The organism is Streptosporangium sp. NPDC001559 (genome assembly GCF_042893955.1).
Taxonomy (GTDB): domain Bacteria; phylum Actinomycetota; class Actinomycetes; order Streptosporangiales; family Streptosporangiaceae; genus Streptosporangium.
In genome coordinates this window covers 340,572-362,981 of sequence record NZ_JBIAVG010000002.1, presented here as the reverse complement: position 1 = coordinate 362,981, position 22,410 = coordinate 340,572, and the positions used below count along the sequence as shown (strand labels likewise).

7 protein-coding genes are annotated in these 22,410 nt (G+C 74.1%); all 7 read right to left on the bottom strand.

Annotated elements, in window-relative coordinates; genetic code table 11:
* Positions 1-71 precede the first annotated feature (71 nt).
* The 7 genes from ACFYY8_RS05645 to ACFYY8_RS05615 all read right to left on the bottom strand — a co-directional run bounded on the left by ACFYY8_RS05645 (position 72) and on the right by ACFYY8_RS05615 (position 22,387).
* Positions 72-1,127 (bottom strand): FecCD family ABC transporter permease, encoded by a 1,056-nt coding sequence (locus ACFYY8_RS05645; protein ID WP_390037477.1) that lies wholly within the window; start codon positions 1,125-1,127, stop codon positions 72-74.
* On the bottom strand, positions 1,124-2,188 hold the full coding sequence (locus tag ACFYY8_RS05640) for a FecCD family ABC transporter permease (RefSeq protein WP_390037475.1): 1,065 nt from the start codon (positions 2,186-2,188) through the stop codon (positions 1,124-1,126). Before ACFYY8_RS05640 ends, ACFYY8_RS05645 begins: the two co-directional genes overlap by 4 nt.
* A 132-nt stretch (positions 2,189-2,320) precedes the next feature.
* Complete coding sequence (locus tag ACFYY8_RS05635; RefSeq protein ID WP_390037473.1) at positions 2,321-3,289, bottom strand: ABC transporter substrate-binding protein; 969 nt, start codon at positions 3,287-3,289, stop codon at positions 2,321-2,323.
* A 109-nt stretch (positions 3,290-3,398) separates the two neighbouring features.
* Complete coding sequence (locus ACFYY8_RS05630) at positions 3,399-5,075, bottom strand: ABC transporter ATP-binding protein (protein ID WP_390037471.1); 1,677 nt, start codon at positions 5,073-5,075, stop codon at positions 3,399-3,401.
* A complete protein-coding gene (locus ACFYY8_RS05625; protein WP_390037469.1) occupies positions 5,068-6,723 on the bottom strand; it encodes an ABC transporter ATP-binding protein in 1,656 nt (551 codons plus the stop codon). Before ACFYY8_RS05625 ends, ACFYY8_RS05630 begins: the two co-directional genes overlap by 8 nt.
* Before the next feature lie 2 nt (positions 6,724-6,725).
* Entirely contained in the window at positions 6,726-6,935 is a 210-nt protein-coding gene (locus ACFYY8_RS05620; protein WP_352009151.1) for an MbtH family protein, read from the bottom strand.
* On the bottom strand, positions 6,932-22,387 hold the full coding sequence (locus ACFYY8_RS05615) for an amino acid adenylation domain-containing protein (RefSeq protein ID WP_390037467.1): 15,456 nt from the start codon (positions 22,385-22,387) through the stop codon (positions 6,932-6,934). The genes ACFYY8_RS05620 and ACFYY8_RS05615 overlap by 4 nt, the downstream gene beginning before the upstream one ends.
* Positions 22,388-22,410: the final 23 nt, after the last annotated feature.

The window sequence follows — 22,410 nt, the reverse complement described above, 5'->3', positions numbered from 1 at the left end:
GTGAAGGAACCTGTACGGCCCGCGCGGCGGACCCCCAGCCCTGGCGCGGGCCGTACAGGAGACCCGGCCGGTCAGCGTTTGCGCCAGCCGGAGACGAGGACCCAGACCAGGTAGACACCGCCGAGGGAGCCGGTCATCACCCCGACGGGAAGCTGGGTCGGGGCCAGCAGGCGCTGGGCGGCCATGTCCCCGGCGACCAGCAGCAGTGCGCCCATGAGGCCCGACAGGACCAGGACGGGGGCGGCGGACCTGGCGAGCCTGCGGGCCAGCTGGGGGGCGGCGAGCGCGACGAACGGGATGGGCCCCGAGGCGACCGTCGCCACGGCGGTGAGGGCGACCCCGAGCAGCATGAGCCAGAGCCGGGAGCTCTCCACCCGCACGCCCAGGGCGGTCGCCAGTTCGTCGCCGAGCTCCATCAGCTTCAGCCGCCTGCCGACGGCCAGCGTGACGGGGACGAGGACCAGGAGCGTGCCGACCAGCAGGTTCACATGGCCCCAGCCGCGCCCGTTGAGGTTGCCGGTCATCCAGGTCGCCGCGACGTGGGCGTCGGCGAACTCGGCGCGGGCGATCAGATAGATGTTGGTCGCCACCAGTCCCCCGTTGACGGCGATGCCGACCAGGATCAGCCGGTAGCCCTGCACCCCGTCCCTGAAGGCGAGGAGGTACACGACGAGGGAGGTCAGCAGGCCCCCGGCCAGGGCGCCGCCCGCGACGGCGACCATCCCCCCGCCGAGCACGATGATCTGGATGAGCGCGCCGGTCGCGGCGCCCGTGGTGAAACCGACGATGTCGGGGCTGCCCAGCGGGTTGCGGGTGAGGCTCTGGAAGACCGCGCCCGCCAGGCCGAGGGCCGCGCCGACGAGCAGTCCGGTCAGCACGCGCGGCAGCCTGAGCGTCTCGACGACGAACATGTGGGCGCGCTGGCCGTTGCCCGCCAGGGCGCGCAGCACGTCCGCGGGGGCGATCGGGTACTGCCCGGTCCCGATGGCCAGGACGGTCAGCGTGATCACGGCCGCCGCGAGCACGACCCCGATCAGCAGGACCCGGAGGCCGACGCGGAAGGAGGCGCGACGCCCGGGGAGGGTGACCGTGAATCCGGGGCGCCTCGTGGTGTTGAGCGCGTTCACAGCTGGGCGATCCTCCTGCGGCGGACGAGGGCGAGAAAGACCGGCATGCCGACGAAGGCGGTGACCACCCCGGCCTCCAGCTCCGCGGGCCACAGCACCAGACGGCCCACGATGTCGGACACCAGCAGCAGCACGGGGCCGAGCAGCACCGAGTACAGCAGCACCCAGCGGTTGTCCTGGCCGACCGCCAGCCGGGCGGCCTGCGCCACGACCAGGCCGACGAACCCGATGGGCCCGACGGCCGCGGTCGCCGCGCCGCACAGCAGGGTGACGGCGATGACACCGAGCACCCGGGTACGGCCCGGCCGTACTCCCAGGGCGCGCCCCGCGTCGTCGCCGAGCGCGAGCGCGTTCAGGGAGTTGCCCAGCGACATCGCCACGATCAGGCCGACGACCATGAAGGGGACCGTCCTGGTCACGACCGTCATGTCGTGGCCGCTGAGGGCTCCGGTCCCCCAGTAGCGGTACTGCTTGAAGGCCTCGGGGTCGGTCAGCGCGATCGCCTGGGTCGCCGAGGCCAGGGCGGCGCTGACCGCCGTCCCGGCCAGGGCGAGCCGTACGGGGGTGGCGCCGGAGCGCCCGCTTGAGCCGATGAGGTAGACGACGACCGCGGCGGCGGCCGAGCCCGCGAAGGAGAACCAGACGAGGCCCCCCAGGTCCTGCAGCCCGAACAGGCCGATGGCCGCCGCGATGGCGATGACCGCGCCCGCCTCGACGCCCAGGATGCCGGGGTCGGCCAGCGGGTTGCGGGTCAGCGCCTGCATGAGCGCGCCCGCCAGGGCCAGGGAGGCGCCCACCCCGATCCCGAGCAGGGTCCTGGGGACGCGCAGGTCGTGGATGACGTGGGCCGCGTCCGAGTTGTCCGGGTGCAGCAGGAGCCTGACGACGTCTCCGGCCGGAATGGCCTTCGAGCCGATGGCCAGGCTCGCGAGCACCGCCAGGCCCAGCAGCAGGAAGGCCAGCAGCGCGCCCGCGGAGCGCAGCGCCGTGCCGCGCGCCCGGCCTCCCTTCGGCCTGACCGGCGGGGGTGCCAGGAGTCCGACGCCCTCCCCGGCGGTCATGACGGCGCCTTCCCCGATCGCGGCGGACGGGCGGCCGTCGCGGTGCGGGTCACCGATGGTAAGGGGAGGTCCACTCGGTCCTCTTCCTCCTTGTGAACGCTCCGGTGAACGTCCTCGTGAACTGACGGTCGCCTAGGCGAGCTTGGCGAGGATGGCCTCAAGCTGGCCGACGATCTCCAGGACGCCCTTGTAGCTGTACTGGTAGCCGTACTTGATCGGGTAGACGTGCCCCTCCTTCGCGGCGGGCAGCAGCTTCCACGAGCCCTGGTCGAGCAGCTTCTGTGTCGCGGGGTCGACGCCGCCGTCGGGCTGCGCGCCGTACAGCAGGACGGAGGTGTCCTTGAAGCGGGAGATCTGCTCGTAGGAGAGCCGGACGCCGCGGTTGGCGCGCTCGTCGGTCGCGACCTTGGAGAACTTCAGGCCGGTCTCCTCCATGAACAGGCCGGGCCAGGAGACCGGGGAGTTGGCGACGAAGCCCTCGGGGCCGCCCTCGACGTAGTCCCAGGTGGTCTTCTCCAGGACGGCGGAGTACTTGGACTTGATCTCGGCGATCTTCGCCTCGTACTCGGCGATCTTCCCGGCCATCGCGTCCTTCTTGCCCAGCGCGTCGGCGATCTCGGGCAGGGCCTTGCGGACGTCGGCCGGGTTCTCCGTCACGAAGAAGGCGGTCGGCGCGATGGCGCTGAGCTTGTCGTAGCCGAAGTCCTCCTCCCTTCGCTGGGTGCTGACGATGAGGTCGGGCTGGAGCTGGGCGAGCTGCTCGTAGTTGATCGACGTCTCGTCGGTCCCGATGACGGGGATGGCCTTGACCTTCGCCCAGTCCTCGGGCGAGTAGTCGCTCTCGGCCTCCTGGAGGACCGCGATGGGGGTGATGCCCAGTTCGAGGACGGCCGCGGTGGTGTTGAGCAGGGAGACGACCCGCTTGGGCTCCGCGGGGACCTGGACGGCACCGTGGACGGTCTGGACGGTCCTGGTGGCGGCGGGCGCCCCCGAGGGGTCGCTCGCCGAGCCCGCGGAGGGGGCAGAGGAGGGACCGCACGCGGTGGTCACGGCGACCAGCCCGGCGGTGAGGAGGCCGAGAACGGCCCTGGTGAGATGCATCCCGCGTCTCCTGGATCACTATTGTTAGGTAAGGCAAACCTAAGTAAAGAGTCAGGTTTCCTTCACGTCAAGTCGGGGCCGCCCGTCACCCGGGCACGGGCGGCCCCGGTCAGTTCTCGTACCGGGGGTCGAGCGCGCCCGCGCGCAGCCCGACCAGCCGTGGCAGCAGCTCGATGGTCGCGGGACGGTGGGCGATGACGATGAGCGCGCGCTCGTCGCGCAGCCGGGCGAGCGCCGTCTCCAGGCTGCGGGCGGTGACCGGGTCGACGTCCGCGGTCGCCTCGTCGAGGATGAGCACGGCCGGGTCGGCGAGCACGGCCCTGACCAGCCCGAGGATCTGCCTCTCCCCCGCCGACAGGTCCCCGGCGGGGGTGTCCAGCCCTCGGGGCAGCCCGCGGAGGAACGCGCCGATCCCCAGGGTCTCGAAGGCCGCCTCCATCTCGGCGCGTCCCGGCTCGCCCCTGGCGAGGGCGAGGTTGTCGGCGACCGAGCCGGAGACCATGTGGACCTCCTGCGGCACGAGCGCGATGCGTCTGCGCACCTCCTCCGGCGAGGCCTCGCCGAGATCGACGCCGCCGAAGGTGACCCGCCCAGAGTCAGGGCGGTAGAGGCCGCTGAGGAGTTTGGACAGGGTCGTCTTGCCCGATCCGGTCTCCCCGACGAGCCCGGCGTGGGCGTTCTCGGCGAAACGCACCGAGACCCCGCGCAGCACCTCGGTCTCGTCCTCGTAGCGGAAGGTGACCTCCTCGGCCAGCAGCTCCCCCCTGGCGGGCAGCGGCCGGTTCCCGCCCGGCTCGGGGGCGCCCGCGGACAGCAGGTCGAGCAGGCGGGCCAGCCCGGCCCTCACGGTCTGCATCTCCCCCGCGAGCTGGGACAGGTCGCCGAACCCCTCGAACAGGTTGCGTCCGGCCAGCACGAAGACGACCGCGGTGGAGACGCTCAGATGCCCTCCGGCGGCCAGCCAGGCGCCGAAGGCGAGGAGCACGGCCATCGCCGCCCCCTCGACCAGGGTGATCGCGCCGATCCGGTTCTCCACCACGACCGTGCGGCGCTGGGTGAGGAGGGCGGCCAGGTTGTCCCGGTCGAAACGGGCCATCCAGGCGGGCATGCCGCCCGCGGAGCGCAGCTCCTCACGCGCGTCGAGGGTCTCGGCGAAGGTGCCCGCCATGGTCGCCTCCGCCCCGGCGTGCGCGCCGAACGCCGGACCGGCGTCCTTGGCGAACCAGCGGGTGATCAGCAGCGCCGGAGGCAGGAAGACCGCGACGACCACGAGGGTCAGCGGCCAGGAGTAACCGAGCAGCACGACGGCGGTGAAGGCCAGCGTCGCGGTGACGCCGAGCAGGTTCGGCAGCGCGGTGCGGACGAACATGGCCAGCTCGGCGATCTCCCCGGTGGCGCGCTGCAGCAGCGAGCCGTCGCGGTGCGCCTCGATGAAGCGCAGCGGCGCCCCGGCGAGCCGTTCCGCGGCGCGCTCGCGCAGTTCCCTGGCGACCCGCTCTCCCGCGTCGGCCAGGGTGGTCGCGGCGAACCTGGCCAGCAGCGCCTGCGCGACGACGAGCCCGGCCAGCAGCGCGACGGCCGTGAGCAGCCGGTCGCGGTCGCCTTCGGTCAGCGCCTCGACGGCCAGGCCGATGAACGGCGCCAGGGCGACCAGCGCGGCGCTCTCGGCCAGGCTGAGCAGCAGCGCGAGCAGGATCCTGCCCGAGTGCGGCCGCAGGTACGGCCAGGCGCGGCGCAGCAGCCTCCTGGTGGACGGCTCGTCGGACAGCATGACGACCTCAGCCATGGGAGACCTCCGCTCCGGTGAGGTCGAGCACGCGGTCGGCGGCGTCCGCGACCGCGGCCCTGTGGGTCACGAAGACGACGGCGGTCCGCGGCGACCAGCGGCGCAGCCGATCCAGGACGTGCGCCTCCGTCGTCTCGTCGAGGGCGGAGGTGACGTCGTCGAGCAGCAGCACGGCCGGGCGGCCGAGCAGGGCGCGGGCGAGGGCGAGCCGTTTCACCTGGCCGCCGGACAGGGCCCCGCCGCGCTCGCCGACCTCCGCGTCGAGGGGCAGGTCGATGGCCGCGGTGTGGCAGGCGGCGCGCAGGTCGTCCTCGTCCAGGTCACGGCCGAGCCGCAGGTTGTCGGCGACGGTCCCGGAGACCAGCACGGGCCGCTGGGAGACCAGGACCAGACTCGCGGCCACCTCGTCGGGGTCGGCGGCGCGCAGGTCGAGGCCGCCGTAGGAGACGGTCCCCTCCGAGGGGTCGGCGCGACGGCACAGCAGCCGCAGCAGCGTCGACTTGCCCGAGCCGCTCGGCCCGGTCACGGCCAGCAGTTCCCCCGGCTTCACCGAAAGCGACAGCGGGCCGAGCACCCGCCGCCCGTCGCGGACGACCGTCACGTCCTCGCAGGCGAGAACGGCGTCCGCGGGCAGCGGGAGGGGGTCGGCCGGCCGGTCGAGCGCCGGGCGCAGCGCGAGGACCTCGGCGATGCGGCGGGCGGCGACGACGGCCTGGCCCCGGTCGGCGAAGCGTTCGACGGCCACGCCGACGGCCAGGGTGAGCGTGACCATCCACGTGGTGAACGCGACGAGGCCGCCGACGGTGAGGTCTCCGGAGAGCACCGCCATGCCGCCGAAGCCGATTCCGGCGACCACCGCCAGGCGGGGGATCATCGGCCCGAGCGCCGACCAGGTCGCCGAGATCCGGGCGGCGCGCATGGTCGTCTCCGTGACGCGGGCGCTGTGCGCGCGGTGCCTGCCGAGCAGGACGTCGGCGCCGCCGAGGCCGCGCAGCGCGCCGCCGACGGTCAGCAGGTCCGCGACGGCGTCGGCGCGGGAGGCGTGCGCGTCGGACAACTCGGCGAGCGCGGGCTCGAACCTGCGGGAGAACACCACGTTGACCAGGATCAACGGCGGGATCATGGCGAGCGTCACGTAGAGCAGGACGGGTTCGAGCGTGGCCAGTGCGGGCAGCACGACCGCGAACGTGGTGGCGATGACCGCCCAGGTGGTCAGGCCGTGCACCCAGATGCGCACCAGGTCCACGTCCCGGGTCACGCTCATGGCCAGGTCGCCCCGGCCGCCCCGCCCGGCCAGGTCGTCGTCGCCGAGCGCGGCGACGTGCCGGACCAGGCGGTGCCGCAGGGTGACGCCCGCCCGGGCGTCCGCCAGGTTCGCCCACCACTGCCAGCCCGCGAGCCCGGCCCACTGGACCGCGGCGGCGACCAGGACGGCCAGCGCCCAGGTGATCGTGGTACCGACGTCGGAGCGGGAGATGCCGTCGTCGACGGCGCGCTGCACGCACCAGGGGATGGCCAGCAGCGCGACCTGCCTGACGACGGCCGAGACGACGGCGGCGGCCAGGGTGCGCCGCTGCGCCAGCAGGCACTGGCGCAGCAGCGAGGAAGGCCGGGGTGGCCGGGGTGAGGAGGGATCGGAGAGCGGCAAGCTCAGCCGCCCATCTCGGCGACGAGGCTCTTCGGGCGCATGTCGGTCCAGTTGGCCTCGACGTAGGCCAGGCAGTCGGCGCGGGAGGCCGGGCCGTGGACGCTCTCCCAGCCGCCGGGCACGTCGGCGAAGGCGGGCCACAGCGAGTGCTGCCCCTCGGCGTTCACCAGCACCAGGTAGCGGGCGTCGGCGTCTTCGAAGGGATTGGTCATCGGGGGTTCTCCTGTGCTGGTCTCGTGGTCTGGATCTCGTTGAGCGCGCGGTTCACGATGGGGCCGATCACGGTGAGCGCCCTGGGGGTGAGCAGTTCCGCGTGGGTGAAGTCCACGTCGTGGTTGACGATCGTCCCGTCCACGTGGGCGGCCCACTGCAGGTGGTCACCGGTCTCCACCCGGTCCTTGGTCGCGGTGACGACGAGCAGGTCGCCGTCGTAGCGGGCGTAGTCCGCGCCGAGCAGCAGGTCCATGCAGGCGCGGTGGACGGTCGCGATGGCCCGTACCGTGGCGTCGTCGAAGTCGGCGAGCACGCCCGCCGACTCGCGCAGCCCCTGCAGGAACTCCTCGGTCTCGGCCCGGCTGAGCTCGTCCAGCTCCTGCGGGGTACGGCTCGGCTCCTCCTCTGCGTCCATCGGGAAGGTGTCGAGCACACCGAGGAAGGCGACCTCCTGCCCCCGCTCGCGCAACGCCGTGGCGATCGCGTAGGCGACCTGCCCGCCGAAGGACCAGCCGAACAGGTGGTACGGCCCGGCGGGCTGGACGGCGGCGATCCGGTCGGCGTAGGCCCGGCCCAGGTCGCGGATGGTCTCCGGGGCGAAGTCCTCCCCGGTCAGCTGGGGCGCCTGGATGCCGTACAGGGGCCTGCGCGGGTCGAGGTGGGGCAGCAGCCCGCCGTACAGCCAGGCGAACCCGGCGGGCGGGTGCGCGCAGAACAGCGGCGGCAGGTCGCCCGAGGCGCGCAGCGGCAGGATCACGTCGAATCCGCCCGGCGCTCCCCCGGCCAGCCGTACGGCCAGCTCCGCCGGGGTCGGGGCGGCCATGACGGTGGCCAGCTTGAGCGGCGTGCCGAGCTCCGCCCTGATCCTGGCGGCCAGCCGCATGGCCAGCAGCGAGTGGCCGCCGAGTTCGAAGAAGCTGTCGTCGACGCCGACCCTGGGCAGGCCGAGCACCTCGGCGAAGACCCGGCACAGGGCGGCCTCGCGTTCGTCGCGCGGCTCGCGGGAGGAGACGGCGGCGGCGAAGTCCGGGGCGGGCAGCGCCTTGCGGTCGAGCTTGCCGTTGATGGTCAGCGGCAGCTCGTCGAGGGTGACGAACGCCGAGGGCACCATGTAGCCGGGCAGCAGTTCCCGCAGGGACGCCGCCAGGTCGCCGGGGCCGTCCCCCGAGGGCACGACGTAGGCGACCAGGCGGGTGACCGGGCCCGGCTGGGCGACGACCGCCACCTGGCCGACTCCGGGTTCGGCGGCGATGACGGCCTCGATCTCGCCGGGTTCGACCCGGAAGCCGCGGATCTTCAGCTGGTCGTCGGCCCTGCCGAGGAAGTCGAGGTTGCCGTCGCCGCGCCAGCGCACGACGTCGCCGGTGCGGTACATGCGCTCGCCGTCCTGGAAGGGGTCGGCGACGAAGCGCTCCGCGGTGAGGCCGGGCCGGTTCAGGTAACCGCGGGCCAGGCCGATCCCGGAGACGTACAGCTCGCCCGCGACGCCGACGGGGACCGGGCGCAGCCGGTCGTCCAGCACGTAGACGCGGGTGTTCCAGATCGGGCGGCCGACGATGGGGGTGACGCTGTCTCCGGTGCCGCCGCCGAGGGTGTTGATGGTGTACTCGGTCGGACCGTACAGGTTGTAGCCGAGTGTCCCCTCCGTGGCGCGCAGCGTCTCCCACAGGGCGTGGCCGACGGCCTCGCCGCCGAGCAGCACCAGCGGCGGGACGTGCCCTTCGAGCAGGCCGTGTTCGACGAGCTGCTGGGCGTAGGACGGGGTGACGTTGACGACATCGACGAGGTGCTCGGCGCAGTAGGCGGTGAGCGACTGCGCGTCGCGGCGCATCTCCTCGTCCAGGACGTGCACCTCGTGCCCCTCGACGAGCCACAGCAGTTCCTCCCACGACATGTCGAAGGAGAAGGAGACGGTGTGCGCGATCCGCAGCCGCCGTCCCGCCGAGGCCACGACCGGGTCGAAGATCTCGCTGCGGTGGTTGAACTGCATGTTGGTCAGGCCCGCGTACGGCACGACGACGCCCTTCGGCCTCCCGGTCGAGCCCGAGGTGTAGATGACGTACGCCGGGTGGCTCAGCGGGAACTCCAGGCCCAGGTCGTCACCGGGCAGCCCGTCCAGGCCGTCCAGGTCCCCGGGGCGCAGCACGCACACCGGCCCGGCGTCGTCGATCATGTGCTCGATCCGGTCGGCCGGGTAGTCCAGGTCGAGCGGCAGGTAGGCGGCACCGGTCTTGAGCACCGCGAACAGCGCGGCGACCATGTCGGCCGAACGCGGCAGCGCGAGCCCGACGATCCGCTCCGGCCCGGCGCCCCGCCCGACCAGCATCCTGGCGATGCGGTTGGCGCGGGCGTTGAGCTCGGCGTAGGTGTGGCGTTCCCTGCCGAAGACCAGCGCGACGGCGCCGGGGGTGCGCGCGGCCTGTTCCTCCAGGAGGCGGGCCACGGTCTTGTCCGGCAGCGGGTGATCCGTGGCGTTCCATTCCTGGAGCACCAGCCGGCGTTCGTCCGGCCCGAGCGGGTCGAGGCGGCCGACGGGCGTCGTCAGGTCCCCGGCGATCTGTTCGAGCAGGCGGGTGAAGCGGGCGAGCATCGCCTCGGCGAGCGGCCGGTCGAACACGTCGGGCCGGTAGGCCAGCGACACCTTGAGCCGTTCGTCCGGGGTGACGACGAGGGTCAGCGGGTAGTGGGTGCCGTCCACGCTGTCCATCTCGGCGATGCCGTACGAGGCGGTGACGCGCAGGCGTTCCTCCTCGTCGTCGCCGAAGTTGCGCAGCACGTACAGGGTGTCGAAGAGCTGACCGAGTCCCGCCGCCCGCTGGATCTCGCCGAGCCCGAGGTGTTCGTGGGCCAGTACGGCGGAGCGGCCGCGCTGCAGGCGGGTGAGCAGGTCCAGGAGGGTCTCGTCGGCGTCGAGGGTGATCCGCACGGGGACGGTGTTGAGGAACAGGCCGATGGTCGACTCGACGCCGGGGATCTCGGCGGGCCGTCCTGAGACGGTGCTGCCGAACACGACGTCGGAGCGGCCGGTGACCCCGGCCAGGACCATGCCCCAGGCGGCGGTCAGCAGGGTGCTGAGCGTCAGGCCGTGCCGTCTGGCCTGGGCGACCAGGCTAGGCCCGAACCCGTCGGGCAGTTCGGCCAGCACGGCGTCGGGCACGACCGCGGTCAGCTCGCCCCCGGTGGGGGCCAGCAGCGTCGGCTCGGCGAGCCCGGCCAGGGCCTGCTTCCAGGCCTCGAACGCGGCGCCGGTGTCCTGCCGCGACAGCCAGGCCAGGTAGTCCCGGTAGGGGGTGACCCGTTCGGGCTCGCGGCCGTCGTACAGGTCGAACAGCTCCCGCAGGAACAGCCCCTCCGACCAGCCGTCCCACAGGATGTGGTGGTGGATCATGACCAGCAGGTGGTGGTCGGGGGCCAGCCTGACCAGGGTGAAGCGCACCAGCGGCGGCCTGGTCAGGTCGAAGCGCCTGGCGCGGTCCTCGGTCAGGATCCGCGCGACCGCGTCCCGCTGCGCCGGGTCGGTGAGGAAGCCGAGGTCGATGCCCTCCGCCCGCGCCTCCTGCCCGGTGAGGGGCCGCCCGGTGAGACCGGTCAGGTCGATCTCGGTCAGCGGCAGCTCGGCCGTCCTAGGCACGAACTGGACGGCCCGGTCGAGGCCGTCGTATCTGAATCCGGCCAGCAGGTTGGGGTGGCGGGCGGTCAGCCGCCGCCAGGCCTCGCGCAGCCGTCCGGCGTCCATCGGGCGGCGCAGTTCGAGGAAGTTCTGCACGGTGTAGACGTCGAGCGCGCCCTCGTCCACGGTGGCGTGGAAGAGCAGGCCCTCCTGCAGCGGCGCGAGCGGCAGCACCTCGGCCGTACCGGGGGGCAGTTCGTCGATCTGCGCCTGGGTGAGGGAGACCAGCGGCAGGTCGGAGGGGGTCAGCGCGTCGTCGAGGGCGCCGGGGGCGCCGAGTTCGGCCAGCGCCGCCTCCCAGCGACCGGCCAGACCGGCCAGTTGCGCGCCGTCGAGGACGGCCGAGGTCCAGGTGACCCGCAACGTCGGCCCCTCGGGCCTGTCCTGGGTGACGGCGTCCACCTCGAGCCCGTACGGCGAGGCGCCGGTCCCGATCTCGGGGAGCGTCTCGTCGGCGATGCCCCAGTCCTCGGCGCCGCCGACGCCGAACCTGCCCAGGTAGTTGAACAGGATCTCCGGGCGGGGCGCGGCGGCGAGCACGGCGGCCGTCTGCGGGTTGAGGTGGCGCAGCAGGCCGTAGCCGAGGCCGCCGTCGGGCACCGCCGCCAGCTGTTCCCTGACCCGCTTGAACGCCGCGACCGTGCCGGCTGGGCTCCCGGGGTTCCCGGAGGTCCCGGCGTCGAGACGCACCGGGTGGACGGCGGTGAGCCAGCCCGCGGTGCGCGACAGGTCGAGTTCGGCGTGTTCGCGGCCGTGGCCCTCCAGTTCGACCAGGGCCGGGCCGTCGCCGGGCAGGGCCAGGGCGAGCGCGGTGAGCAGCAGCGCGTTCATCCCGCCCCTGGCCGAAAGCAGGCTCCGGGTGAGCGCGGTGTCCAGGACGGTCTCGTGCGTGGCGGGCTCCGTACCGGACACCCGGGACACCGGGGGCACCTGGGACGCCGCCGCGAGGCGGGTGGCGCCGGGGGCGACGGCAGCCAGCCAGTGGTCGAGTTCGGCGAGCCGCCCGGGGGTGTGCGCCTCCTCACTCAGCCGCCGTGACCAGCGGCGCAGGGAGACGGGGACGGGGGCGGGGTCGCGGCCCTCGACGGCGGCGGCCAGGTCGGGCAGCAGGAGGCGCCAGGAGACGCCGTCGACGACGAGGTGGTGGGCGACGACGAGCAGGCGTCCCGGTTCCTCGCCGAGGTCGAACCAGACGACCTGGACGACCGCGCCGGTCGCCGGGTCGAGCCGTCCGACGGCGGCGCGGTACTCGGCTTCGAGGCCGGCCAGTCCGGTGACCCGGCGCACCTCGAAGGGGGCCGCCTCCGGGGTGATCTCCGCCGACCAGATCGCGGGGTGCGGCCTGGTCAGGCGCAGCCGCAGCGCGTCGTGGCGGCGGGCGAGGGCGTCGAAGGCTGCGGTGATCCGCTCGACGCCGAGCGCGGGCGGCACCCGCAGCAGCCTGGCCTGGTGCACGTCCTCGATCGGGACGCCCTGTTCGCGCAGCCAGTGCATGACGGGCAGCAGCGGCAGCGGGCCGCCCGCGTCCTCCTCGGGTTCCGCGGGCGTCACGGCGGCGGGCTCCGCCGCCGTGGCGACGGCCGCGAGCCCGGCGACGGTCGGGTGTTCGAAGACGTCCTTGGCGGTGATCGTCAGCCCGGCGGCGCGGGCCCTGGCGACCAGGGTGATGGACATGATGCTGTCGCCGCCGAGGCCGAAGAAGTCCTCGTCGACGCCGACCGCGCCCAGGCCGAGCACCTCGGCGAAGGCGGCGGCCATGGCCTCCTCGCCCGGCCTGGCGGGCTTCGCGGCGGCGGGCGCCTCGGGCGCGGCGGGGACGGGCAGCGCGCGGCGGTCGAGCTTGCCGTTGACGGAAAGCGGCAGCGCGTCGATCGGCACGATCACCGAGGGCACGAGCTGGCCGGGGACACACGAGGCCAGTTCGGCGCGGAGCGCGGCCGGGTCGAGCGCGCCGTCTGGGGCACCGTTCGGGGCACCTTCTGAGGCGCCTTCCGGGGCGCCGACGACGTAGCCGATCAGACGGCCCTCGACGGCGGCCGCGGCGGCCTGCCGTACGCCGGGAAGGGCGCGCAGCGCGGCCTCGACCTCGCCCAGCTCGATCCGCTGCCCGCGGATCTTCACCTGGTCGTCGGTGCGGCCGAGGAACTCGACGGTGCCGTCGGGGCGCCGGCGGGCCAGGTCCCCGGTGCGGTACATGCGCTCGCCGTGCCCGGACGGGTCGGCGACGAACCGTTCCGCGGTCAGGCCCGGCCGGTTGAGGTAGCCGCGGGCGAGCTGGACGCCCGACAGGTACAGCTCGCCGGGGACGCCGACCGGCACCGGGCGCAGCGCGGCGTCGAGCACGTGGACGCCGGTGTTCCACACCGGGCGGCCGATCGGGACCGTGGCGGCGCCGGGGTCGCCGGTGTACTCCTGGTAGGTGACGTCCACGGCGGCCTCGGTCGGGCCGTACAGGTTGTGCAGCCCGGCGCCGAGCGCCCTCCTGAAGTCGGCGGCCAGGTCGGCGGGCAGCGCCTCGCCGGAGCAGACGACGTGGCGCAGGCTCACGCAGCCGGGCACGCCGGGGTCGGTCAGGAAGGCCCGCAGCATGGACGGCACGAAGTGGGCGACCGTGACGGACCGCTCCCGGATGAGCCGGACGAGCCTGGCGGGGTCGCGGTGGTCGCCGGGCGCGGCCAGGACCACGGCGGCGCCCTCGCAGAGCGCCCAGAAGAACTCCCACACCGACACGTCGAACCCGGCGGGGGTCTTCTGCAGCACCCGGTCGTCCGGGGTGAGGCCGTACTCGGCCTGCATCCAGGCCAGGCGGTTGACGATCGCCCGGTGCTCGACCACCACGCCCTTCGGCCGTCCCGTCGAGCCGGAGGTGTAGATCACGTAGGCCGGGCCGCCGGGGGCCGAGGCGTCGGGGAAGGGCCGGTCCCCGCCCTCACGGGGAACGTCCTCCAAGGTCAGCAACCGGACGGGGCGGGCGTCGTCGAGCATCAGCTCACGCCGCCGCGCCGGGTAGTCGGGGTCGATCGGCAGGTAGGCCGCCCCGGTCTTCAGCACGGCCAGCAGCGCGACCATCAGCTCCGCCGAGCGGGGGACGGAGATCGCGACGATCGTCTCGGGCCCGGCGCCGTCCTCGGCGAGTTCCCAGGCCAGCCGGTCGGCGCGCCGCTCCAGCTCGGCGTAGCTCACGGACTCCTCGGGGGCGGCCACGGCCAGGGCGTCCGGGGTACGGCGGGCCTGGGCCGTGATGCGGCGGCTGAGCGTGCCGGAGGGCACCTCGCGGGCGGTGTCGTTCCACTCGCCGGTGATCCGGCCGCGTTCCGCGGGGGACAGCACGTCGACCGCGCCGACGGTCAGCGCCGGGTCGGCCAGCACCTGGCGCAGCACGTGGACGAGCCGGTCGCCGAGCAGTCCGGCGGTCGCGTCGTCGAACAGGTCGCGGGCGTAGATGATCGACAGGTGTGTGGTCTCGCCGTCGTCCACGGCGTTGAAGGCCAGGTCGAAGCGGGCGTGGACGCTCAGGTCTGGTTCGAGCTCGCCGAGGGCGACGGCGGGTTCCGCCCGGTGGTACTGGGTCATGACCTGGAACAGCGGGTGCCTGGCCAGTGACCTGGTGGGGGCGACGATGTCGACGAGCCGCTCGAACGGCAGGTCCTGGTGGGCGAGCGCGGCCAGTTCCGTCTGGCGCACCCGGCCGAGCAGCGTGTCGAACGACGGGTCTCCCGACAGGTCGGCGCGCAGCACGAGCGTGTTGACGAACAGGCCCATGACGTCGTCGAGGGCCTCGTCGGGGCGGCCCGCCACGGGTACGCCGAGCGGGATGTCGTCCCCGCCGCCGAGCCTGCCCAGCAGGAGGGCGACGGCGGCCTGCAGCACCATGAAGGGGGTCGCGCCGCCGCGCCCGGCCAGCGCCGCGACGCCCCGGTGGACGTCGTCGGGCAGGCGAAGCCGTACGGTCGCGCCCCGGTGGGTCGGGGTGTGCGGCCTGGGCCGGTCGTAGGGCAGCGCCAGCTCGTCGGGGATGCCCGCCAGCGCCTCCCGCCAGTGGCGTTCGTCCTCCTCGGTGGGGACGTCCCGGCGCCAGAGGGTGTGGTCGGCGTACTGCAGGACGTCGGGCCACTCCGGTTCCCGCCCGGCCAGTCTGGCCTCGTAGGCGCTCGCCAGGTCACGCAGGAACACCCCCTCCGACCACTGGTCGCTGGCGATGTGGTGGAAGACGGCCGACAGGACGAGCCGTCCGTCGCCGAGGGTGAACAGCGTCCCGCGCAGCGGTGGCTCGGCGGGCAGGTCGAAGCCGTACTCCTCGGCCTCGGCGAGGTCGTCCGCCAGCCGTTCCGCCGTGCTCGCCACGGTCGTCAGCGGCGGCCGGACGTCCAGGACCACCTGGTACGGCGTGCCTTCGGCGTCCGGGTATACGGTGCGCAGGATCTCGTGGCGGCCGGTCACGTCGTGCCAGGCGGCGCGCAGCGCGGCGGCGTCGGCGCCCAGCGTCAGGTGCAGGCGCAGCGGGATGTTGTAGACCGGGCTCGGGCCTTCGAGGTGGTGCAGGAACCACAGGCGGCGCTGGGCGGCCGAGAGCGGCACCCGTTCCGGGCGCGGCATGCGGGTGAGCGGCGCGCGGGCGGCGCCGCCGAGCCTGGGCATGAGCCTGGCGACGGTGCGCGCCTCGAACAGGTCCCTGATCGCCAGGCCGGTGTCCAGGGCGCGCCGGATGCGGTTGACGGCGCGGGCGGCCAGCAGCGAGTGGCCACCGAGGGCGAAGAAGTCGTCGTCGGCGCCGATCGCGGGCACACCGAGCAGGTCGGCGAGCACGCCGCGGACGAGTTCCTCCCGTTCGTCCCTGGCCGCGCGTCCCGCCGTACGGCTCACCCCGGGGGCGGGCAGGGCTGCGCGGTCGAGTTTGCCGTGGACGTTCATCGGCAGCGCGTCGAGGGGGACGACGGCGGGGACCATGTAGGCGGGCAGGCCGAGCGCGCCGGGGTCGACCGGCCCGTCGGCGACGACGTAGGCGACGAGCCGGTCGTCCCTGACGATCACGGCGGCGCGGGAGACCCCGGGCTGCGCGGTGAGCGCGGCCTCGACCTCGCCCAGCTCGATCCGGTAGCCGCGTACCTTCACCTGGTCGTCGGTGCGGCCGAGGAACTCCAGGGTGCCGTCGGCCCGCCAGCGGGCCAGATCCCCGGTGCGGTACATGCGCTCGCCGTACCTGAGGGGGTCGGCGACGAACCGTTCCGCGGTCAGGCCCGGCCGGTTCAGGTAGCCGCGGGCCAGACCGGCCCCGGCGATGTACAGCTCGCCGGCGACACCCGGCGGCACCGGGCGCAGCCTGCGGTCGAGCACGTAGACGCGGGTGTTGGCGATGGGCCGTCCGACGACCGGGGTGGGGCTCTCGGCGAGGTCGGCGCCGAGGGTGTCCACGGTGTCCTCGGTCGGGCCGTAGTAGTTGTGCGCGAGCACGCCGGGGGTCTCACGCAGGCGGCGCCACAGCGCGTCGGGCACGGCCTCGCCGCCGAGCAGCACGAGCACGGGCCGGTGCTCACCGTCGAGCAGACCGCAGTCGAGCAGCTGCTCGGCGAAGGTCGGGGTGACGTCGAGGGTGTCGATGCGCCGTTCGGCGACCAGCGCGACGGTCGCCTCGGCGTCGCGGCGGGTCTCCTCGTCGAAGACGTGCAGCTCGTGGCCGCACAGCAGCCACAGCAGCTGCTCCCAGGAGGAGTCGAAGGAGAAGGACGCGGTGTGCGCGGCGCGCAGCCTCCGCCCGCCCGCCGCCTCGACCGCCCTGGCGAAGACGGTGTCACGGTGGTCGCGGTAGAGGTTCATCAGGCCGTGGTGGGCGATCTGCACGCCCTTGGGGCGTCCGGTCGAGCCGGAGGTGTAGATGACGAAGGCCTGCTGCGCGGGATCGCGTTCGACGACGGGGTCGGTCTCCGGGCCGTCGTCGGTCTCCGGGAGCTTGGTCAGGACCAGCACGGGGCGGGCGTCGGCGAGCATGAGCCGCCGCCGTTCCTCCGGGTAGTCGAGGTCGATCGGCAGGTAGGCGGCCCCGGTCTTCAGTACGGCGAGCAGCGCGACGACCAGGTCGGCCGAGCGGGGCAGCGCGAGCGCGACCAGTGTCTCCCGCCCGGCGCCGAGCCCGGTCAGGGCGTGCGCGAGCCGGTTGACGCGCCGGTTGAGCTGGTCGAAGGTCAGGACGGTCGTGCCGGAGACCACCGCGGTCGCGTCCGGGGTCGCGGCGACCTGCGCCTCGAAGACGTCCACGACGGTTCCCGCGGGGATCTCCGCCTCGGTGGCGATCCAGTCGCCGAGGACGCTCTCGCGTTCGATCAGCACGTCGATCTCGCCGACGGCGACCTCCGCGGTGAGCTGCGCGAGCACCCGGGCGAAACGGGCGGCCACGGCCTGGGCCTCGTCGTCGCCGAACGCGTCCGGCCGGTACTCCAGGACGAACCGGGGGCCGCCGCCGTCGGGGCCGAGCACCGGGTTTCCCGAGGGCAGCACGAGCAGCGTCAGCGGGTAGTGCGTGTGGCCCCGGTTGCCGGCGCCGGTCACGGTGACCTCGCCGCCGGGCACGCCCTGCCCGGCCGGGTAGTTCTCGAAGACGAGCAGCGTGTCGAAGAGCGTCCCGGCTCCGGCGAGGGCCTGGATCTCGGCCAGGCCGAGGTACTGGTGGTCGAGCAGCCTGGCCTGTTCCGCCTGGAGTCTGGTGAGCGCGGCGAGCGCCGCCTCCTCCGGATCGAGCCGCACCCGGACGGGGACGGTGTTGCTGAACAGGCCGATCATGTTCTCCACGCCGTCGAGGTCGGCGGGACGGCCGGAGACGGTCGCGCCGAAGACGACGTCGTCGCGTCCGGTGAGCACGCCGAGCAGGATCGCCCAGGCCCCCTGGACGACGGTGTTGAGGGTCAGGCCGTGCCGCCTGGCGAACACGCCGAGCCGCTCACCCGCGGCGGCGGGCAGCTCGACGGCCACCTCACGCGGCGGGACGGGGGTTCGCGCGGGTTCGGCGCCTCCGACCAGGGTCGGTTCGACCGGCCCGGCCAGCGCCTCGCGCCAGGCCGCGGCGTCGGCCTCGGTGTCCCTGCGGCCCAGCCAGGCCAGGTAGTCCCGGTACGGCGGTGCCGGCTCGGCGGTGCCCGAGACCAGTTCGCGCACGATGAGCGGGGTCGACCAGCCGTCGGCGACGATGTGGTGGCCGGTCAGCAGCAGCCGGTGGCGGTCCTGGCCGAGCCGTACGAGCAGGCAGCGCAGCAGCGGCGAGCGGGTGAGGTCGAAGCGGTGGGCCAGTTCGGCGCGTTCGACCTCGTCGAGGCGTTCCGGCTCGCCGGACAGGTCGAGCTCCCGCCAGGACAGCTCCGCCCGGGCCGGGATGACCTGGACGGGCCGGTCGAAGCCGTCGGACAGGAAGACCGCGCGCAGGCTGTCGTGCCGGGCGAGCAGCCGTTCCATCCGCCCGCGCAGCCCGTCGACCGGCCCTTCGAGGTCGAGGTGGGTCAGCGAGGTGTAGACGTCGAGTTCGTCGGCGCTGGCGTGGAAGAGCAGGCCCTCCTGCAGCGGTGAGAGCGGCAGCACGTCGGCGGCGTCCCCGGGCAGGCGGTCGACCTCCCGCTGGGTGAGGGCGACCAGCGGCAGGTCGGACGGGACGAGCGCGTCGGGCGTCGCGGCCAGTTCGTCGAGGGCGGCGTCCCAGCGCGCGCCGAGGTCGTCCAGGTCGAGCACGCCGGGCGGGCTCGACAGGTGGACGGCCAGCGAGGGCCCCTGCGGTGTCTCGTGCAGGAAGGCGTTGACCTCAAGGGCGTACGGCGTGGGCATGGCGGGGTCGTCGGAGGCGGTGAAGGCGGCGCCCGCGGCGAAACGGCCGAGGTAGTTGAACAGGATCTGCGGCTGCGGCAGCCCGTCGAGCAGTCCGCGCAGGTGGCGCAGGACGCCGTAGCCGAGTCCGCCGCCGGGCACCGACCTGACGGCCTCCTTCACCCTCCTGAGGGTGTCGGCCGGGGTCCCGGCTCCGTCGAGACGGACGCGGACGGGGTGTTCGACGGTGAACCAGCCGACGGTGCGCGACAGGTCGAGGTCGTCGATCAGGTCACGGCCGTGTCCCTCGGTCTGCACCAACAGTTCGTCCCCGCCGACGGCCCTGGCCAGGACGGCCAGCAGCAGTTCGTCCACCCCTGCGCGGCAGCGGGCCGCGGCGGCCAGCAGCGGCGCCGTACGGCCCGGCGGCACGGTGACGACGGAGCGCGCGGCGGTGCCGACGGTGTCACCGGGTCCCGGCCTGCGCGCGCCGAGCCTCGGTCCCGGCCGGTCGAGAACCCCGGTCCAATAAGGCAGTTCGCCGGAGACGTCCAGGCCTGCCACGGTGGCCGCCCAGGTGCGCAGCGAGGTGCCGACCGGTTCGAGCGGCCGTCCTTCGAGGGCGGCCCGCAGGTCGGGCAGCAGGACACGCCAGGAGACGCCGTCCACGACGAGGTGGTGGACGGCGACGGTGAGCCGTCCCGGTTCGTGGGTGAAGGCGACCATGCGGCCCGCCTCCGGGTCGAGGTCGTCCCCGGGGTCGGCGGCCGTACCGACGACGTCGGCGGCGGCGACCGCGCCGGGGGGCCGGACGTCGAGGGTCCAGTCGGGGTTGAGGCGGGCGCGCAGCGCGTCGTGGTGGTCGAGCAGGGTCTGCACCGCCTGAAGCACCCGCTCGCCGGTGACCCCCTCGGGAAGGTCCACGGAGGCCGTGTGCCTGAACGCCGTGACCGAGCCGCCGAGGTCGCGCAGCCAGGCGACGATGGGCGTGAGCGGGACGGTCCCCACACCGTCGTCGGGACGGGCCTGCCGTACGGCTCCCGCGACGGCGGCCAGACCGGCGACGGTCCTCAGTTCGAAGACCTGGCGGGGCGTCACCGCGAGCCCGGCCTTGCGGGCGCGCCCGCAGACCTGGATGGAGGTGATGCTGTCGCCGCCCAGCTCGAAGAAGTTGTCGTCGATGCCGATCTCGGGCAGGCCGAGGACCTCGGCGAAGATCCCGCAGAGCGTCTCCTCCGTCGCGTCGCGCGGCGGGCGGCCCGTGGCGGTGAACTCGGGGGCGGGCAGGGCGCGCCGGTCGAGCTTGCCGTGCCCGGTCAGCGGCAGGGCGGCGAGCACGACGACGGCGGCGGGCACCATGTAGCCGGGCAGCCGGGCGGCCAGCGTGCCCCGCACCCGGGCGGCCTCAAGGCCGTCGCCGACGACGTAGCCGGTCAGCAGCCCGCCGCGCACGGCGGCCGCGGCCTGGGTGACGCCGGGCACGGCCGCCAGCGCGGCCTCCACCTCGCCCAGCTCGACCCGGTGGCCGCGGATCTTGATCTGGTCATCGGTACGGCCGTGGAACTCCAGGGTGCCGTCGGGGCGCCAGCGGGCCATGTCGCCAGTGCGGTACATCCGCCCGCCCTGCTGGAAGGGGTCGGCGACGAACCGTTCCGCGGTCAGGCCGGGCCGGTTCAGGTAGCCGCGGGCCAGGCCGCCGCCCGCGACGTACAGCTCCCCGGTCACGCCGGGCGGCACCGGGACGAGGCGGGCGTCGAGCACGTAGGCCCTGGCTCCGCCGACGGGACGGCCGACGACCGGTTCCTCACTGTCGTCGAGCCAGGCCCACAGGGCGTCCACGGTGAACTCGGTCGGGCCGTACAGGTTGTGCGCGCGCACGCCGGGGGCCTCGCGCAGCCGCCGCCACAGCGCGGGCGGCACGGCCTCCCCGCCGAGCAGCACGAGCCCGGGGTGTCCCGGCCGGTCGAGCGTGCCGGCGTCGGCCAGTTGCAGGCAGAACGACGGGGAGACGTCGATGACGTCGACCCCGGTGAAGGAGGCGGGGTCACGCCGTTCGTGCTCGTCGAGGACGACCAGTTCGTGCCCGGAGACCATCCACAGGAACGGCCCCCACGCCGAGTCGAAGGAGAAGGCGTAGGAGTGCGCGACCTTCCTGCGGGGTCCGGCGTGCAGGGTGACGCGGTGGTGTTCCCACAGGTTGGCGAGGGTGGCGTGGGTGACGGCGACGGCCTTGGGCAGGCCGGTCGAGCCGGAGGTGTAGAGCACGTACGCCAGCGAGGCGGGCCGTACGGTCACCTCGGGGAGGGTCCCCGCCCCTGCTTCCGTCTCGGCTTCGGCGAGCGTCTCCGGGGTGACCACGAGCACCGGGTCGGCGTCGGCCAGCAGGAAGGCGCGCCGTTCCTCCGGCAGGTCGGTGGGGAGCACCAGGTGGGCGGCGCCGGACTTGAGGGCGGCGAGCTGGGCGACGATCATGCCGGTGCCACGGGGCAGTTCGAGGGCGACGGTCCGCTCGGGGGCCGCTCCCCCGCCGAGCAGCAGCGCGGCCAGCCGGTCGGAGCGGGCGTCGAGCTCGGCGAAGCTGAGACCGTTCCCGGAGCCGGACAGGTCGCGGACCGCGACCGCCTCCGGCGTCCTGCGGGCCTGGGCGCGGAACGCCTCGGCGAGGGTCGCGCCGGTGACGGGCGTTCCTGTGGCGTTCCAGCCGTCGACGACGAGGTCGCGTTCCGCCGGGGTGATCAGCGGCAGTTCCGCGACCGGCGTTCCCGGCGCCGCGGCCAGGGCGTCGGCGAAGGCGAGGAAGCGCCGCAGGTGCGCCCTGAGGGTCTCGGGCGTGCACCTGCCGGGGTTGCCGTCGAGTTCGACGACCAGGACGTCGTCGGGGGTCTTGTAGAAGGAGAACTCCAGGTCGTCGACGGGGCCCGCGGCGAGGTTGCGGGTGACGCCGTCGACCCCGGCGAAGGAGAGCTCGTAGTCGAAGGCCTTGACGTTGACCGAGGGGCCGTACAGCCTGCGTCCCGAGCCGACCAGGTCGAGGTCGCGCTGCAGGTCCTCGCCCCGGTAGTGCTGGTGGGCCCGGACGGCGACGATCTCGGCGGCGGCCTGGCGGACGAGGCCGGTGAGCGTCGTCTCCGCCTCGTGGACGAGCCTGACCGGCAGGACGTTGACCGTCATGCCCGGCACGCGCATCGACGCCACGCCGAACCGTCCGGCGAACGGCATGCCCAGGACGACGTCCGCGGCTCCGGTCATCCGCCAGGTGTAGGCGGCGGCGACGGCGGTCACCGCGTCGGCCCAGGTCCCGCCCGCCTCCTTGGCGACGGCGAGCAGGGCCTGGCCGGGGAACTCGGCCCGCTCGCGCAGGAAGCCGTACGTGGAGGTCCCCGAGGTGATCTCCGCGACCTCCGGCCGGTCGGCGAGGTGTTCGCGCCACCAGTCGCGGTCCTGTTCGCGCCCGCCTGAGGTCCGGTAGTCGACCTCCTGGCCGACGACCGCCCCCAGCCGCCCGAACGGGCTGTCCCCGTACGGCCTGCCTGCGGCCAGCGCCGTGTAGATCTGCGCGACCCGCCCGGCCAGCAGGGCGAAGCTGTAGCCGTCCATGAGGATGTGGTGGAAACGCTGGTACCAGAGGTAACGCTGCGGGCCGACCTCGTAGAGGGTCTCGGCGACCAGCGGCCCGGTCAGGATGTCGACCGGGGCCGCGAGGTCGGCCCGCATGGCGCGCAGCGCCTCCTCGGGGTCGCAGCGGACGACGCCGAAGTCCCAGTCCGCGGCCTCGCCGATCACCTGCCACGGCCCGTCGGGGCCGTCCACGATCCGCACGTTCAGGGCCTGCGTCTCGCCGACCCCGATCCGTACGGCCTCGCCGAACAGGTCCAGGTCGAGGGGTCCGCACAGCTCGACGTACTGGCCGACGTTGAAGCTCGGGTCGGCGGGGTCGAGGCGCTGGGCGTACCAGACGCCCAGCTGCGCGCCGGTCAGCGCGAGCACGTCCGCGGGCAAGGGGAACCTCTTTCTCGGATCTC

Bases quoted from the DNA above. Each gene is read 5' to 3' on its own strand.
- ACFYY8_RS05640 (WP_390037475.1), bottom strand. From the start codon at position 2,188: ATGACCGCCGGGGAGGGCGTCGGACTCCTGGCACCCCCGCCGGTCAGG.
- ACFYY8_RS05635 (WP_390037473.1), bottom strand. From the start codon at position 3,289: ATGCATCTCACCAGGGCCGTTCTCGGCCTCCTCACCGCCGGGCTGGTC.
- ACFYY8_RS05630 (WP_390037471.1), bottom strand. From the start codon at position 5,075: ATGGCTGAGGTCGTCATGCTGTCCGACGAGCCGTCCACCAGGAGGCTG.
- ACFYY8_RS05620 (WP_352009151.1), bottom strand. From the start codon at position 6,935: ATGACCAATCCCTTCGAAGACGCCGACGCCCGCTACCTGGTGCTGGTG.